This window comes from Brevundimonas sp. (assembly GCF_051860745.1).
Lineage (GTDB): Bacteria > Pseudomonadota > Alphaproteobacteria > Caulobacterales > Caulobacteraceae > Brevundimonas.
Window position 1 is genome coordinate 1 of record NZ_JBHYDN010000001.1, and the last position, 15035, is coordinate 15035.

Consider the following 15035-nt stretch of genomic DNA (forward strand, 5'->3'; position numbering starts at 1 on the left):
ACGGTTCCGGGCTGACCGCCCGCGCTCCGCGGCCTCCCCGTCACTTTCCGGCAGCGATGCCGGAGAGAGCTTCAGCCTGCGCGAACCGCCAGGCCACGTCGGGTCGGGAATCCCGTTGGGCCGACGACCGCGGCCCACAACCATGGTCTTTGAAAATCAGGAAAAGCCGACGAAGATCAACGCCACGACCGTGATGTCGATGGTGCGCGCGAGGATTGTAAGCATGGCGGCGGTCCCGAACGAGGCTTGAAGACCTGTCGTTCAGCAAGGACCGTGCCGCGGCTTCAGACGTCAGTATCTTTCGCCTTGCCCGGTTGCGGGCGGCGTTCGGCGGCGCCTGAGTGTTCCGTTCCGAGATAGGCCGAGCGGGCTGCATCCAGCACTGGGGGGCCGCCTTTCAGGCCGCGGCGTTGGCCGGTTTGCCCGATCATCTGGGCGGCGAAGACGGCTGCGCCGGGGTCCGCGGGCGAGGCCGGGGCAGGTCTTGCCGGGGGCTCGGCAGGCTCGACCGCGAAGTCGACGGGGACAAGAGCGCGCGACGCTAAGGCAGCCCGGCGTTCGGCCGCGCGCCGGTCGTCCGCGCGGCGGTCCTCGCGGCGTTGGACGGGACCGACGGGGCGAACCTCGTCGGTCATGTCAGCCGCCCTTCGACAGCTTGTCGAGCTGGTTGCGCATCTCGTCCATCTGGCGCCGCATCTCGGCCAGCGGGTCGGCGGCGGGCGCGGCCCGCGACTCCGGCGTGGCGCCAGGGGTCGGGCCGCCGGATGTCAGGGCGTTGAAGCCCGGCCACATCTTCATCGCGTCGGTGAACAGGGCCATATTGCGCTTGACCGCCTCGTCGAGAATGCCCGCGCCGGGCGCCGCTCCGAAGGCCTTGGAAAATTGGCCGCGCATCTGCTCCTGCTGGCGGCTGAAGCTGTCGAGGGACATCTCCAGATAGCTGGGCAGGACCCCCTGCATCTGTCCGCCGTAGAAGCCGATCAGCTGGCGCAGGAACTGGACCGGCAGCAGGGCCTCGCCGCGGCTCTCTTCCTCGAAGATGATCTGGGTCAGGATCTGGCGGGTCAGGTCGTCATTGGTCTTGGCGTCGTAGACGACGAATTCGGTGCCCTCGCGGACCATCTTGGCCAGGTCCTCGAGCGTCACATAGGCGCTGGTGGCCGTGTTGTAGAGCCGCCGGTTGGCGTATTTCTTGATGACGACGGTGTCGCCCGCTCCGGCCTTCTTGTCCGCCACGCCAAACCCCCGAACTGTTGCGACGCCACACTATCCCGCAGTGCGAAGCCGCATGCAAATCAGCCCATCGCGGCGGGGGCGAGAACCACGCCGACCAGCACCGCGGCCCAGTGAACGGTGGCGCCGGTGACGACGAAGCCATGCCAGATGGCCCGGCGGAATTTCACCTGCGGGCTGATGAAGACGAATACGCCGGCGGTATAGATCAGGCCGCCCAGCACCAGCAGCCCCAGGGCGATCGGGTGAACGGTGTCGACCAGTGGTTTGAGCGCCAGCACGGCCAACCAGCCGAAGCCGATATAGACCGTACTCCAGAAGGCGTCGGAGATGCGCGGGGCGATGAGTTTGGTGAAGACGCCGGCCAGGGCCACGGTCCAGACCAGCAGGGTGAAACCGATCGCCCAGGAGCCTTCGAATCGTTGGGTCGTGAAGGGGGTGTAGCTGCCCGCGATCATGAGGAAGATGGCGGCCTCGTCCATGCGGCGAAGGATCGGGCGGGCGGCGCAGGGGCGGGTCTGGTTGTAGACAGTCGAGACCGCCAGCATGGCGATCAGGCACAGGGCATAGGCGGCGGTGGCCAATACGGCGCCGACGCCGGCGTAGATGGCGGCCAGCACGGCCAGCACGATGCCGCCCACGGCGGCCAGGGTCAGGCCGACCACGTGCACAATCAGGTCGGCGGTCTTTTCCGCCGGGGTCCGGTAGTGCTCGGCCATGTCCAGCTCGTCGGGGACGCAGACCTGCACGAATACGTTTGTCAGTCTCTTGAGCATGGCCCCATCAAGCCTTTCTCGCTCTTGTTTGTTCCCGCGAATATACGGTCCGGCAGGTGACCATTCGCTGAACGGCGTCGTCATGCGTGACGAAGGCGACGGGATGCGGCAGAAACGGCACGATTAGTTTCACGCGGCCTAATGCCCGGCCAGGGCGTAGAGGTTTCGTTTTCCATGGTCCGGGCGCTCCCTCGCCCGCGGCCGGTTGCAGAGGTCCTTGGATGTCCATTGAAGTCGTCATCGTCTCCGCCGCACGCACGCCGGTCGGGTCCTTCCTCGGCGGCCTGTCGAGCCTGCCGGCGTCGAAGCTGGGCGAGGTGGCCATCCGGGCGGCGCTGGAGCGGGCCGGGGTCAAGCCGGAAGAGGTCGATGAGGTGATCCTGGGCCATGTGCTGCAGGCGGCGGCGGGGCAGGGGCCGGCGCGGCAGGCGGCGATGGGGGCGGGCATTCCCAGGGAGGCGGCGGCCTGGAGCCTGAACCAGATCTGCGGCTCGGGCCTGCGCGCCGTGGCCATCGGGGCCCAGCAAATCGCGCTGGGAGACGCCCGGATCGTGGTCGCCGGCGGGCAGGAGAGCATGAGCCAGGCGCCGCACGCCCAGGCCCTGCGCACCGGCCAGAAGATGGGCGACCTCAGCCTGATCGACACCATGATCAAGGACGGGCTCTGGGACGCCTTCAACGGCTACCACATGGGCCAGACTGCCGAGAACGTGGCCGAGCAGTTCCAGATCAGCCGCGGCGATCAGGACGCCTTCGCCGTGGCCAGCCAGAACAAGGCCGAGGCGGCGCAGAAGGCGGGGCGGTTCGATGACGAGATCGTGCCGGTGACCATCAAGGGCCGGAAGGGCGATGTCGTCGTCGACAAGGATGAGTTCATCCGCCACGGGGCCACGCTGGAGGCCATGCAGGGCCTGCGGCCGGCCTTCACCAAGGAGGGCAGCGTCACGGCGGCCAACGCCTCGGGGCTCAACGACGGGGCGGCGGCGCTGGTGCTGATGAGCGCGGCGGACGCCAAAGCCCGGGGGCTGGAACCGTTGGCGCGGATCGTCTCCTCGGCCACGGCGGGGGTGGATCCGGCGGTCATGGGCACCGGGCCGATCCCGGCCTCGAAGAAGGCGCTGGAGAAGGCCGGCTGGACCGTCGCCGACCTCGATCTGGTCGAGTCCAACGAGGCCTTCGCGGCCCAGAGCCTGTGCGTGCTCAGGGAGCTCGGGCTCGACCCGGCCAAGGTCAATGTCAACGGCGGGGCCATCGCCATCGGCCATCCGATCGGGGCCTCGGGCGCCCGCATCCTCACGACCCTGCTCTATGAGATGAAGCGGCGCGGCGCCAGGCGCGGTCTGGCCACGCTTTGCATCGGCGGGGGCATGGGCGTGGCCATGTGCGTGGAGCGGGCATAGGGCTCACCGCCGAAGGTCATAGGTCCCCTGTAGCCTGCTCGCCGGGCTGAGAAAAAATGCCGTCCGCTCCGTCCGCTCCGTCCGCTCCGTCCGCTCCGTCCGCTCCGTCCGCTGCGTCCGCACCGGCCTGCATGTACTGGATCGCCTCCTCCTGTTCGAGAAAGCGGTCCAGTTCGTCCTGCTCGGCCTCCATGGCCGCGTGCACGCGACGCCAGCGCAGGGCCTCGATGGCCTCGCCGCGCATCACCGCCCGGAGCATCCGCCGGTGCGCCACCCAGGCCAGTTCCCGCAGATCGACCCTGTCGAGGTTTCCGCCGACGCGCGCCTCCAGCTCGGCGCCCTCGTCGTCGGGGTCGAGCCGGCTGCGCGGGATCCAGGGCTGGTCGGTCCGCCGCCAGCCCTCGCGCGACGCCCGCAGCCGCATGGCGGTCAGCCCCACCCCGTAGCGGCGGCAGGCCTCGGGCGCCGACATCCCGGCCAGATAGTCCACCCGCACCGCCGCCCACACCTCCTCGGGCGCTGTCCAGCGGCCCTCGCCCGGGCGGGTTTCCATGTCGTCGTAACGTGATCCGTCGGCCATCTGTGGTCCTCCCCTCATTGCCACGCGGGAGGATAGGGGAGGGGTACGTCAGAATCGGTCGGAGGGGGTGTCTCCTCCTCTGTTCGCGTAGAGAATGGGGAGGTGGCGCGGCGTGCCTTCGCGCCGTGACGGAGGGGTAGCGGCGGGCGCCCCTCCACCATCCTTCGCCTCTGCGAGGCTTCGGATGGTCCCCCTCCCCATTCGCTGCGCGAACAGGGAGGAAACAGGAATCACTCCGCCGGTTCGACCCGGCCTAGCCGCAGGCGCAGACGGCCTCCCGGGTGCAGGTCGAGGCGACGCCGGACCCGGGCGCGGCGTAGCGGGTCACACCGGTGGCGCACCGGGCCGGAGTTCCGACGGGGCAGACGGCGGTGCAGCCGCCGCAGACGCCGGTCGGGGCGGCGCTGCAGCTGACGACCTGCGCCGCGCCGGCGTCGGCGTCGACCCGGGTGATGACGGCGTTGACCTGCGAGGGATGATCGCCCGTCGGCTGGCCGAAAGTGCCCATGAAGCCGGCGCCGGGAATGCCGCCCGCCGGCACACAGGCCGCGAGCGCCAGGACGACGGCTGCGATAGCCAGAACGCGCTTGAACATTGGATCCTCCCCGGGATGGTCCTCAATGGGTAGGCGATCAGCGGTATTCGGGCAAGGCGTGGGGATGCGGCAAGGGAGGCGCGCGCTGCTGTCTCCTCCCTGTTCGCGTAGCGAATGGGGAGGTGGCGCGGCGCGGCTTCGCGCCGTGACGGAGGGGTAGAGACGGCGGCGCGGCGGGCGCCCCTCCACCACGCTTCGCGTGGTCCCCCTCCCCATCGCTTCGCGACAGGGAGGAGACGGGTGGCGCCAGGCGTCGGCGGGCCCATATTTCCCTCGCCCCTCCCTCCGAGACCCCTCCCATGCCCCGCACCCTGCACATCGACTTCGTCTCCGACATCGTCTGCCCCTGGTGCGTGGTGGGGCTGGGCGGGCTGGAGGCGGCGCTACAAGCGCTGAAGGCCGAGGGGATCGAGGCGGAGGTGCATTTCCAGCCGTTCGAGCTGAACCCGCAGATGCCGCCCGAGGGCGAGAATATCGTCGAACACATCGGCCGCAAATACGGCTCGACCCCCGAACAGTCGGCGGCCAACCGGGCCATGATCACCCAACGGGCGGCCGAGGCCTGGCCGGGATTCGAGATGCGGATGGGCGAGGCGAGCCGGATCTGGAACACCTTCGACGCCCACCGGCTGCTGCACTGGGCGGGGACGATCGGGATGGCCGAGCAGAGGGCGCTGAAGGCGGCGCTGTTCACGGCCCATTTCACCGACGGCCGGACGATGACGGACGCGGACGTGCTGGCCGACGCGGCGGCGGCGGCGGGGCTGGACCGGGCGAAGGCGGTCGAGGTGCTGGCCGACGACCTCTATGCGGCCGAGGTGCGGGCGGCGGAGGCGCTGTGGGTCTCGCGCGGGATCACCGGGGTGCCCGCCGTGGTGGTGGAGGGGAAATATCTGATCTCGGGCGGACAGCCGGCAGGGGTGTTCGAGGAGGCGTTGAGGGGGATGGCCAACACATAGCCCTCCCCCTCGACGGGGGAGGGTTGGGAGGGGGTGGAAGCTCGCTGTTCGCTGCGGCCCGCCGAAGGGCGCCGTCGCCTCTCGCGTCCTCTCCGGATGCGGCCTGCCTCCACCCCATCCCCCGACCCGTCGTCGGTCCGCCTTCGGCGACCCGCCTCCACCCCGTCGAGGGGAAGGGGAGAAGAGGCGGGCGGCGGAGGCGCTGTGGGTCTCGCGCGGGATCACCGGGGTGCCCGCCGTGGTGGTGGAGGGGAAGTGGCTGATCTCGGGCGGGCAGCCGGCGGGGGTGTTTGAGGAGGCGTTGAGGGGGATGGCCGCCGAACTCTGAGCGACCTCCCACTGTGAGAGAGCTTGTGCCCCCGAGAGGGTTCGAGGATGCGCTGCGGGGGATTAGGCGAGAGGGGCTTAATCACGACGATTGCTCTAGGTGGCCGGAGCCAGATACGGTCACTCCATGCTGACACGCATCGAAATCGACGGGTTCAAGACTTTTGAGGATTTCGTTCTCGATCTTCAGCCCTTCTCTGCCGTCGTGGGGCCCAACGCGAGCGGCAAATCCAACCTCTTTGATGCGATCAAGTTCATCTCCTTGCTGGCCCAAGGTGATGTGCGAAGCGCAATGCTGGAGCTTCGGGGTGAACCCGAAGAACTCTTCCGCTGGACGCCTAGTCGCCGCTATCAGCACATGAAATTTGCTGTTGAAGCTTTCCTGTCCCCCACCGGCTCTGACGCTTTCGGAAAAAAGTATCGAATTAAGGCTCAGCGCCTCAGGTACGAGCTTCGCTTGACGATGAAACTCGATGGAGGGGGCTACCCGGCTGGCGTCTACGTATCGTACGAAGCCTGCCATCCGATCGCGAAGACGTACGATCGTGCGGAATATTTGAAGCAGGAGCAGTCGGCCACTTCCTACCGGCGGAACCCGTTCATCGACATGGATGCCGACGAGAATGGGCAGCCGACAGCATTTAACATTCGCCAAGACGGGCCGGCCAACGAAGCAGGCACATCCAAGCGAGGGCGACCAGTCAAGTTGCCTGCGTTTGAGGCGGGCCGCACGGCGCTTTCAACGATTGCTACTGCTGAGTTCCCCCACCTTTACGCTTTGCGCGACCTTCTGACTTCGATCCGTTTTCTGGAAATCAATCCTCGTGCCGCCCGAGGCGCAGTTGATCGCTTTGACACGAAAATACTAAAGGCCGACGCATCTAACTTGGCGGCTGTATTGGCTCGTCTGCAGCAAGAAACCGGTAGTCCGAAACGCCCGGCGGGCGTGATGTCCGATATCGCGGCTGACTTGAGCTCGTTGATTCCATCAGTCCGGGCCATCGAGGTTCACGATTATGATGGAGCAAAGGAGCACTCGTTCAGCGTCCGCATGGCCGACGATCTGACGTTCAGTTCCCGAGTGATATCTGACGGCACCCTAAGATTGCTGGCGCTTCTCGCGGTGCTCGATGATCCGGAAAGAAAAGGCATCCTTTGTTTTGAGGAGCCCGAGAACGGAGTGCACGAGGGAAGAATTCCGGCACTAGTCCGGCTGCTACGCGATTCTGTTTGGCAAGCCGGTGACGCTGACTTCGGATCGTTGTTTCAGATTCTTGTTAATACACACTCGCCGGCGGTCATGGCTGCCCTCCAAGACAGCGAGATTATTGCTGCAGATACGGTCAGCAGCATCGAGCCCGCCACCCAGTCAAAATCCACGCGAACTCGCATGCGTACAGGCATCGAATCTGGAAAGCTGGACCTCGATCCTGAGACCGATCTGAGTCGCCGTGAAATTGGTTCGCTACTCAAGAAGCTGAGCGAAGAGGCGTGACCTATCTCCCGTGGGCCGCCTTCTGTGAAGGTCCGTCGGACCATGCCTACTTTGAGGTCCTTCTGCCCCGGTTGATGGACGAGATTTCCCGGATTGATGGCCAACGAAACGTGGTGATTCCCGACTCACCCGTTGCGGTTAAGGCCGCAGACCGAAGTGGTGAGGCCGTTGCTGCGGAAATCTGCAAGAACGCCGATGCGATCCGGATCGTCTTCGTCCACGCTGATACGGGCGGCCGTGCTGCGGAAGATACCCTCCACGCCCGTAGTCACCGCTTTTGCGAGCTTGCAAACGAGCGTTGTGGTTGGTCGCTCGACCAGTGTGTTGTAATCGCCCCCCGTCATGAGACCGAAGCATGGGTGTTGGCGGATGCGGATGCAGTGCTGGACGCTCTTGGTTACGCTGGCTCGGCAGCTGACTTAGGCCTGCCTAGCACCGCGGCACTCGCTGAGGCGCTGCCAGATCCAAAAGGTATCCTTTCAGCCGCCATTGATGAAGTGGTAGGTAGGCGCAGGCGACCTGGACCCAGCCTCTATTTCGCCCGTATCGCGCAGGCTCAATCGATAGATGCGTTGAGGCGGTCTAGATCCTTCCGGCAGTTAGAGACAGACCTCCGAAGGGCGATGAGCTCCTTCGGTGTCTTCCGGGCCTGATGCCTACACCTTCACCTCCACCACCCCGCCCCCGGCCCGGAACTTCGCGCTCATCTCCGCCATCCCGGCCTCGGCCGCCTCCAGCGATCCCCCCGCATCATTCTGCGCCGCCGCATCCCTCCGGATGTCCTGGCTGATCTTCATCGAGCAGAATTTCGGGCCGCACATGCTGCAGAAATGGGCGGTCTTGTGGGCCTCCTTGGGCAGGGTGGCGTCGTGGTATTTGCGGGCCGTTTCGGGGTCGAGGCCGAGGTTGAACTGGTCTTCCCAGCGGAACTCGAAGCGGGCGCGGCTGAGGGCGTCGTCGTGCAGGCGGGCGGCCGGGTGGCCCTTGGCGAGGTCGGCGGCGTGGGCGGCGATCTTGTAGGTGATGACGCCGTCCTTGACGTCCTGACGGTCGGGCAGGCCGAGATGCTCCTTGGGCGTGACGTAGCAGAGCATGGCCGTGCCGAACCAGCCGATCATGGCCGCGCCGATGGCGCTGGTGATGTGGTCGTAGCCGGGGGCGATGTCGGTGGTCAGCGGCCCCAGGGTATAGAAGGGCGCCTCGTGGCAGTGTTTCAGCTGCTCATCCATATTGGCCTTGATCTTGTGCATCGGCACATGGCCGGGGCCCTCGATCATGACCTGGCAGCCTTTGGCCCATGCGATCTTGGTCAGCTCGCCGAGGGTGCGCAGTTCGGCGAACTGGGCCTCGTCATTGGCGTCGGCGATGGAGCCGGGACGCAGGCCGTCGCCGAGGCTGAACGACACATCGTAGGCCCGCATGATGTCGCAGATGTCCTCGAAATGCTCGTAGAGGAAGGACTCGCGGTGATGCGACAGGCACCATTTGGCCATGATGGAGCCGCCGCGTGAGACGATGCCGGTGACGCGTTTGGCCGTCATCGGCACGAAGGGCAGGCGGACGCCGGCGTGGATGGTGAAATAGTCGACGCCCTGTTCGGCCTGTTCGATCAGGGTGTCGCGATAGACCTCCCAGGTCAGGTCCTCGGCTATCCCGTTGACCTTCTCGAGCGCCTGATAGATCGGCACGGTGCCGATGGGGACCGAGCTGTTGCGGATGATCCAGTCGCGGATGTTGTGGATGTTGCGGCCGGTCGACAGGTCCATGACGTTGTCGGCCCCCCAGCGGGTGGCCCAGACCAGTTTGTCGACCTCGTCGTCGACGCTGGAGAGGACGGCGGAGTTGCCGATGTTGGCGTTGATCTTCACCAGGAAGTTGCGGCCGATGATCATCGGCTCGACTTCGGGGTGGTTGATGTTGTGCGGGATGATGGCGCGGCCGCGGGCGATTTCCTGACGCACGAACTCGGGAGTGACGAAGTCGGGGATGCTGGCGCCGAAATCCTCGCCGTCGCGGATGCAGGGGGCGGACTGTTCGCGCCGCAGGTTCTCGCGGATGGCGACGTATTCCATCTCGGGGGTGATGATGCCGGCCTTGGCGTATTCGTACTGGGTGACGGGGCGGCCCTCGACGCCCTTGAAGACGCGGTGGTGGCTGGTGTCGAAGCGGGGAGCGAGATGCTTGCCGCTGGCGTGGCCGTTGTCCTCTGGCTTGACGTCGCGGGGGTTCGCCACGGGGGCGATGTCGCCGCGGTCGAGCTGCCAGCTGGATTTCACCAGCGGCAGGCCGCGCTTGATGTCGATGGTCACGGTCGGGTCGGTGTAGGGGCCCGAGGAGTCATAGATGGTCACCGGCGGCTCATTGGCGCTCGGGTGGACGGCGACCTCGCGGAAGGGGACGCGGATGTCGGGGTAGAGTTCGCCGGCGACATAGACCTTGCGGCTGCCGGCGCGTTCGCCGGTCGGGATGGTTCCGGTCTCGCGCATCACCGCCTCGCGGGCGTCCTTGAGCGACAGGTCGATGTTTGGCTCGTGCGGCAGCTCGGCCAGAGTCGTGGGGGGCGGGACGGCGATGTTCATGGCGGCCTCGGTGTTGAGGGCGCCGACGTCGGGCGTCCCCGCTTTCGCGGGGATGACAAGGCCCCGGTTCCGCGGGGCAGCGTACTCATCCCTTCGCCGGCATGACCCGGATCAGGTTCGACGGGTCAGGCGGATACGCCAATCTCAGCCGCTGCGAGCGACCCCCCGGAGAACGGGAGCACCCTACGCCCGACCGGCGCGGGCTTCAATCCGGGAAGGCGGCGAGCAGGGCGTCGAGCGCGCCTTCGATGCGGGCCCAGCCGGCCTCGTCGAGGGCCACGCCGCCGACGCCGGGGCGGGCGCCGCCGGAGAGGGCGAGGTGCTGGACGGCGGCGAGCAGGACGGCGTTGATCGCCACCGCATCGCCGGAGGGGGGCAGGCGCAGGCGGGGGCGGCGCTCGCGCATCCAGGCCTGGAGCACGGCCGAGCGCTCGGACTCGATGCGGTTGAGCAGGGGCGAGGCCTCGACAAGGGCCCAGGCCATGAGGCGCAGGGTCAGGGGGCTGGCCCGAAGCGCGCCGAGCCAGGCCGACAGGCTCTCGCGGGCGAAGGCGCGCAGGGACTCCGAGCCGGCGGGGGGCGTGGCGTCGAGGCTGCGGACCAGCCCGGCATGGGCGCGGGAGGCGATACGGGCGACCACCCCGTCGGCGCCGTCAAAATAGCGATAGACCAGCTTTCGGTCGCAGCCGGCCTCGGCGGCCAGGGTCTGGACATTGAGGCCGGGAAAGCCGTCACGCAGCAGGATGCGCTCGCCCGCCTCGACGATGAGGGCCTCGGTGGCGGGGCGGCTGCGCAGACGGACAGTGTTGCTCTCGGGCGATTCGGCCATTCGCTCAGCATCGGGCCGCGCGACCTGAGTCGGCAAGCAGGGCCGTCATTGTTTGGGGAAGGGTGCGGCCCGGCCTGCATCGGGGGGGCGTTCGCAGGGTCCGGGCCGCGGTAGACTCTGTCGAGCGCGCATCGCCGCAAGGTCCGATCGATAAACTGCGGTCGGCGAAATCGGTTCCCGGAAATTTCCAGACAGTTCGCCGGACGGGCGTCGGGGTGGTAACGGAGGCGGTCCCCCGGAGTCTCCACCCATGCACCTCGCCCGCTTCCCCCGCATCCGCCTCGCCCATCTGCCGACGCCGCTGGAGCCCCTGCCGCGGCTGAGTGAGGCGTTGGGGGTCGAGATCTGGATCAAGAGGGACGACTGCACGGGGCTGGCCGGCGGGGGCAACAAGACCCGCAAGCTGGAGTTCCTGCTGGGCGACGCCTTTGAATGCGGCGCGGACACGCTGGTGACCCAGGGGGCGGTGCAGTCGAATCATGTGCGCCAGACGGCGGCGGCGGCGGCGGCGCACGGCCTGGCCTGCGAGGTCATTCTGGAAGAGCGGACGGGCTCGACGGCGGTCGACTACACCCGCAACGGCAACGTCCTGATGGACCGGCTGTTCGGGGCGGGCATCCGCACCGTGCCGGGCGGTTCGGACATGCCGGCCGAGCTGGAGAAGATGGCGGCGGAGGTGCGCGCGCGCGGCGGCCGGCCCTACATCATCCCCGGCGGCGGCTCGAACCCGGTCGGGGCGCTGGGCTATGTAGACTGCGCCCGCGAGATCGTGGTCCAGGCCGATGAGCTGGACATGCAGATCGACCGGATCATCACCGCCACGGGCAGCGCCGGGACCCATGCCGGTCTGGTGGCCGGGCTGGCGGTGATGGGGGCGGACATTCCCGTGCTGGGCATCGGCGTCCGGGCGCCGAAGGAAAAGCAGGAAGAGAATGTGCTGAAGCTGGCCCGCGAGACGGCGACCCTCCTGGGACGGCCGGACGCGGTGACGGCGGGCATGGTCGTGGCCGACTGCGACTATGTCGGCGAGGGCTATGGCCTGGTCGACGACGCCGTCATCGAGGCCCTGAAACTGGCGGCGCGGACCGACGCCATCGTGCTGGACCCGGTCTATACAGGCAAGGCGATGAAGGGTCTGATCGCGCTGGCGAAGGCCGGGCGGTTCGAGAACGAGACGGTGGTGTTCCTGCACACGGGCGGGGCGCAGGGGCTGTTCGGGTATCAGGGCGAGATCGAGGGGGCTTTGTAGGCGGTCAGGCTCACTGTAGCAGCACCGCTCCGGCCGCGGCTCCAACCGCCAGCACCAGCGGGGGGCAATAGCGACTGTTCCAGACGTAGACGGTGATGAGCGCGCCCAGAAACAAGGCGGCCGTCAGGCCAGGGTTCGGCGTGTTGGCGACGGCGGCCGCTCCAAGTTGATACGCCGTGACCCCGATGATCCCCACCACGGCGGCCGCCACTCCGGTCAGGACGGTTTGCAGCCGCGGGTCTTCCACGACCCGCTCCAGTCGTTCGTAGAAGACCATCGAGAAGGCGAAAGCCGGCAGGAACATCCCGGCGGTGATGGCCAAGGCCCCGGCCAGACCGCCGCTCATCCAGCCCACGAAGGTGGCGAAGATCACCAGGGGCGCGGGCAAGACGTTTGCGAGGCCGACCCCGTCCAGAAACTGGGCGTCGCTGGCCCAGCCCCGTCCGACCGTATCCCCTCGCACGAACGGAATGGCGGTGTAGGCCCCGCCAAAGGTCAGAAGGCCCCCTTTAAGCCCCGCCCCGAACAGCGCCAGCGTGGTCGCGGCAATCGGATCGACCGTGGCCACCATCGCGAGTTCGCCCGGGTTGGAGCGGGTAACGAGGCCGAGTGCAATCGCGGCGGTCAGAGTGAGCGCGAGAAGCCACCATCGCCGTGATTTCAGAGCGGCATAGGACAGGCCCGCCGCCGGTAATACGATCCAGAAGCTGATGCCCGCGACCGTGGCCGCCGTCGACGCGACCGCAACGACCCAGAGCGAGGCCGAACCGAGAATATGTTCGCCGATCCGGTGCACGGCCCGGACGATGACCGCCAGAACCGTCGCCTGAACCCCGACGAACACCGCCCCAAGCAAGGGCGACTGGTCCGCCAGCTCTGAATAGGCCCAGGCCGCCAGCAGCATCAGGACGAGGCCGGGAAGCATGAACCCCAGCCCGGCAAGCAGGCCGCCGAGGCGTCCGCGAGCCGTGATCCCGAGATGGACGCACAGCTCGTGCGCCTCGGGGCCGGGTAGCGCCTGCATGACCGCGAGCAGCCTGTTGAACCGACCGCTGTCGATCCAACGCTCCCGATCCACCAGCTCACGGCGGATCATCGCGATCTGCGCGACCGGCCCTCCGAATGCGAGAACGCCGAAGCGAAGGAAGCGCAGGAAAAGCGCGATCAGGCTGAGGTGAGGGGGGCGCGCTTCAGACTGATCCACATCGATCCTTCCAGATGCCTGACATGGCCCAAGCGACCGGCCGGGCTCACGATTCCGCTGATCCGGGGCCAGCGAAGTCTATAGTCCACGACCCCCTGCGGACGATAGTCGGCTCGCGGGGGCGGGACCCTGTTGCGGTCCAATGGCCATGGCCACAAACCCGCCGCCATGATCATCCTCGGCTTGCCTCCGTCGCCCCATGCGGGCAAAGACCCCGGCATCACCTCGGACCCGGCCCTGATCGCAGGCGGCGGGTGGCTATCCTGACCGCCTATCCGTCGGGAAATCGAGCCGTGTCATGCGGCCCATCCAGTTGAATCCCGAATGTCCGTCATCGCTTCCGCGCGCCAGCAATGGCTCGCCAATCCCCGCCGCGACCTGCTGGCGGGCACCGTCGTGGCCCTGGCCCTGATCCCCGAGGCGATCGCCTTTTCCCTCATCGCCGGGGTCGATCCGGCGGTGGGCCTCTACGCCAGTTTCGTCATCGCGGTGACGATCTCGTTCGTGGGCGGACGACCGGCGATGATCTCGGCGGCGACCGGGGCGATGGCCCTGCTGATGGTCACGCTCGTGCGCGACCACGGCATCGAATATCTGTTCGCGGCGTCGCTGCTGACCGGCGTGTTCCAGATCCTCGTCGGGGTGGTGAAGCTGGGGCGGTACATCAAATTCGTCAGCCGCAGCGTGATGACGGGCTTCGTCAACTCGCTGGCGATCCTGATCTTCCTGGCCCAGATGCCCGAGCTGGTCGGGGCCAACTGGCAGACCTTCGCCCTCGTCGGCGCCGCCCTCGGCATCATCTACGGCCTGCCGCGTCTGACCCGTGCCGTGCCGTCACCGCTGGTGGCGATCATCGTGCTGAGCGGATTCGTCATCTGGAGCGGGCTGGACGTGCGCACCGTGGGCGACATGGGCCAGATGCCCTCGACCCTGCCGATGTTCCACATCCCGGCCGTGCCCCTGACCTGGGAGACGCTGGTCATCATCGGGCCGATCTCGGCGACGCTGGCGTTCGTGGGTCTGCTGGAGAGTCTGCTGACCGCCAACCTGCTGGACGACCTGACCGACACGCCGTCAGACAAGGATCGCGAGACGCGCGGTCAGGGCATCGCCAACATCGCCTCGTCGCTGTTCGGCGGCATGGCGGGCTGCGCCATGATCGGCCAGTCGATCATCAATGTGACGTCGGGCGCGCGCGGTCGGCTGTCGACGTTGTGGGCCGGGCTGTTCCTGCTGTTCCTGATCCTGGTGCTGCAGGACTGGGTGGCGCAGATCCCTATGGCGGCGCTGGTGGCCGTGATGATCATGGTCTCGGTCGGCACCTTCGACTGGAAGTCGGTGCTGAACCTGCGCTCGACGCCGATCCAGTCGTCCATCGTCATGATCGCGACGACGGCGACGGTGGTCGTCACACACGACCTGTCGAAGGGGGTGGTGCTGGGGGTGATCCTGTCGGCGGTCTTCTTCATGCGCAAGGTTGGCAAGACGGTGGTGGTCGAGGAGATTCCGACGCCGGAGGAGGGCGTCCTGCGCTATCGCGTCACCGGCCAGTTGTTCTTCGCCTCGGCCGACGTCTTCGCCGCCGCCTTCGAGCATCACGGGCATCCGGTGCGCGTCGAGATCGACATGACGGGGGCGCATCTGTGGGACCTGACCGGCGTGGCCGCGGTCGACAAGGTGGTGTTCCGCTATCGCCGTCAGGGGGCGGAGGTGGAGGTCATCGGCATGAACGAGGCCGGGCAGACGCTGATCGACCGGGTCGGCAAGCACGACAAGGACCATCTGCCGGCGGCGGCGGGGCACTGAGGT

14 protein-coding genes, 1 riboswitch and 1 other annotated feature are annotated in these 15035 nt (G+C 67.4%); of the genes, 5 read left to right on the forward strand and 9 right to left on the reverse strand.

Going from position 1 to position 15035, the window contains the following annotated elements:
* Nucleotides 1-284: 284 nt before the first annotated feature.
* Genes ACTIEW_RS00005 through trhA form a run of 3 tightly spaced genes read right to left on the reverse strand, consistent with a single transcriptional unit; the run spans nucleotide 285 to nucleotide 2009 of the window.
* Complete coding sequence (locus ACTIEW_RS00005) at nucleotides 285-635, reverse strand: hypothetical protein (RefSeq protein ID WP_439475852.1); 351 nt, start codon at nucleotides 633-635, stop codon at nucleotides 285-287.
* Nucleotide 636: 1 nt separating this feature from the next.
* A complete protein-coding gene (gene phaR / locus ACTIEW_RS00010) occupies nucleotides 637-1236 on the reverse strand; it encodes a polyhydroxyalkanoate synthesis repressor PhaR (protein WP_439475853.1) in 600 nt (199 codons plus the stop codon).
* A gap of 59 nt (nucleotides 1237-1295) precedes the next feature.
* The gene (gene trhA / locus ACTIEW_RS00015) at nucleotides 1296-2009 is read right to left on the reverse strand and encodes a PAQR family membrane homeostasis protein TrhA (RefSeq protein ID WP_439475854.1); all 714 of its coding nucleotides are present in this window, start codon (nucleotides 2007-2009) and stop codon (nucleotides 1296-1298) included.
* Nucleotides 2010-2230: 221 nt separating this feature from the next.
* Here trhA and ACTIEW_RS00020 point away from each other — a divergent pair, with 221 nt between their 5' ends.
* On the forward strand, nucleotides 2231-3409 hold the full coding sequence (locus ACTIEW_RS00020) for an acetyl-CoA C-acetyltransferase (protein ID WP_439475855.1): 1179 nt from the start codon (nucleotides 2231-2233) through the stop codon (nucleotides 3407-3409).
* A 16-nt stretch (nucleotides 3410-3425) separates the two neighbouring features.
* Here ACTIEW_RS00020 and ACTIEW_RS00025 read toward each other — a convergent pair whose 3' ends face one another.
* Both ACTIEW_RS00025 and ACTIEW_RS00030 read right to left on the reverse strand, forming a co-directional pair.
* The gene (locus tag ACTIEW_RS00025; RefSeq protein WP_439475856.1) at nucleotides 3426-3989 is read right to left on the reverse strand and encodes a hypothetical protein; all 564 of its coding nucleotides are present in this window, start codon (nucleotides 3987-3989) and stop codon (nucleotides 3426-3428) included.
* A 253-nt stretch (nucleotides 3990-4242) separates the two neighbouring features.
* Nucleotides 4243-4584, reverse strand: a complete 342-nt coding sequence (locus tag ACTIEW_RS00030; RefSeq protein WP_439475857.1) for a hypothetical protein — start codon at nucleotides 4582-4584, stop codon at nucleotides 4243-4245.
* A gap of 299 nt (nucleotides 4585-4883) precedes the next feature.
* Between ACTIEW_RS00030 and ACTIEW_RS00035 the strand changes: the two genes are divergently transcribed.
* Both ACTIEW_RS00035 and ACTIEW_RS00040 read left to right on the forward strand, forming a co-directional pair.
* Nucleotides 4884-5543 (forward strand): DsbA family oxidoreductase, encoded by a 660-nt coding sequence (locus ACTIEW_RS00035; protein WP_439475858.1) that lies wholly within the window; start codon nucleotides 4884-4886, stop codon nucleotides 5541-5543.
* Between the two features lie 454 nt (nucleotides 5544-5997).
* Complete coding sequence (locus tag ACTIEW_RS00040; RefSeq protein WP_439475859.1) at nucleotides 5998-7365, forward strand: AAA family ATPase; 1368 nt, start codon at nucleotides 5998-6000, stop codon at nucleotides 7363-7365.
* A 125-nt stretch (nucleotides 7366-7490) separates the two neighbouring features.
* On the opposite strand, the gene ACTIEW_RS00045 is transcribed toward ACTIEW_RS00040, so the two are convergent.
* The 3 genes from ACTIEW_RS00045 to ACTIEW_RS00055 form a co-directional block, all read right to left on the reverse strand.
* Nucleotides 7491-7709, reverse strand: coding sequence for a hypothetical protein (locus tag ACTIEW_RS00045; protein ID WP_439475860.1), 219 nt, complete (start codon nucleotides 7707-7709; stop codon nucleotides 7491-7493).
* A 312-nt stretch (nucleotides 7710-8021) separates the two neighbouring features.
* The gene (gene thiC, locus ACTIEW_RS00050; protein WP_439476294.1) at nucleotides 8022-9851 is read right to left on the reverse strand and encodes a phosphomethylpyrimidine synthase ThiC; all 1830 of its coding nucleotides are present in this window, start codon (nucleotides 9849-9851) and stop codon (nucleotides 8022-8024) included.
* Nucleotides 9852-10014: 163 nt separating this feature from the next.
* Nucleotides 10015-10122: riboswitch (TPP riboswitch) on the reverse strand.
* Between the two features lie 27 nt (nucleotides 10123-10149).
* Entirely contained in the window at nucleotides 10150-10773 is a 624-nt protein-coding gene (locus ACTIEW_RS00055; protein ID WP_439475861.1) for a TetR/AcrR family transcriptional regulator, read from the reverse strand.
* A 250-nt stretch (nucleotides 10774-11023) separates the two neighbouring features.
* Between ACTIEW_RS00055 and ACTIEW_RS00060 the strand changes: the two genes are divergently transcribed.
* Complete coding sequence (locus ACTIEW_RS00060; protein WP_439475862.1) at nucleotides 11024-12022, forward strand: D-cysteine desulfhydrase; 999 nt, start codon at nucleotides 11024-11026, stop codon at nucleotides 12020-12022.
* 10 nt (nucleotides 12023-12032) lie between these two features.
* Here the strand turns inward: ACTIEW_RS00060 and chrA are convergent, their stop codons facing one another.
* The gene (gene chrA / locus ACTIEW_RS00065; RefSeq protein ID WP_439475863.1) at nucleotides 12033-13226 is read right to left on the reverse strand and encodes a chromate efflux transporter; all 1194 of its coding nucleotides are present in this window, start codon (nucleotides 13224-13226) and stop codon (nucleotides 12033-12035) included.
* Between the two features lie 224 nt (nucleotides 13227-13450).
* Nucleotides 13451-13514: a sequence feature (sul1 is cis-regulatory element that is thought to sense ions involved in sulfur or methionine metabolism; They are found in Alphaproteobacteria), on the forward strand.
* Between the two features lie 36 nt (nucleotides 13515-13550).
* Here chrA and ACTIEW_RS00070 point away from each other — a divergent pair.
* On the forward strand, nucleotides 13551-15032 hold the full coding sequence (locus ACTIEW_RS00070) for a SulP family inorganic anion transporter (protein WP_439475864.1): 1482 nt from the start codon (nucleotides 13551-13553) through the stop codon (nucleotides 15030-15032).
* The last annotated feature ends 3 nt before the right edge of the window (nucleotides 15033-15035 follow it).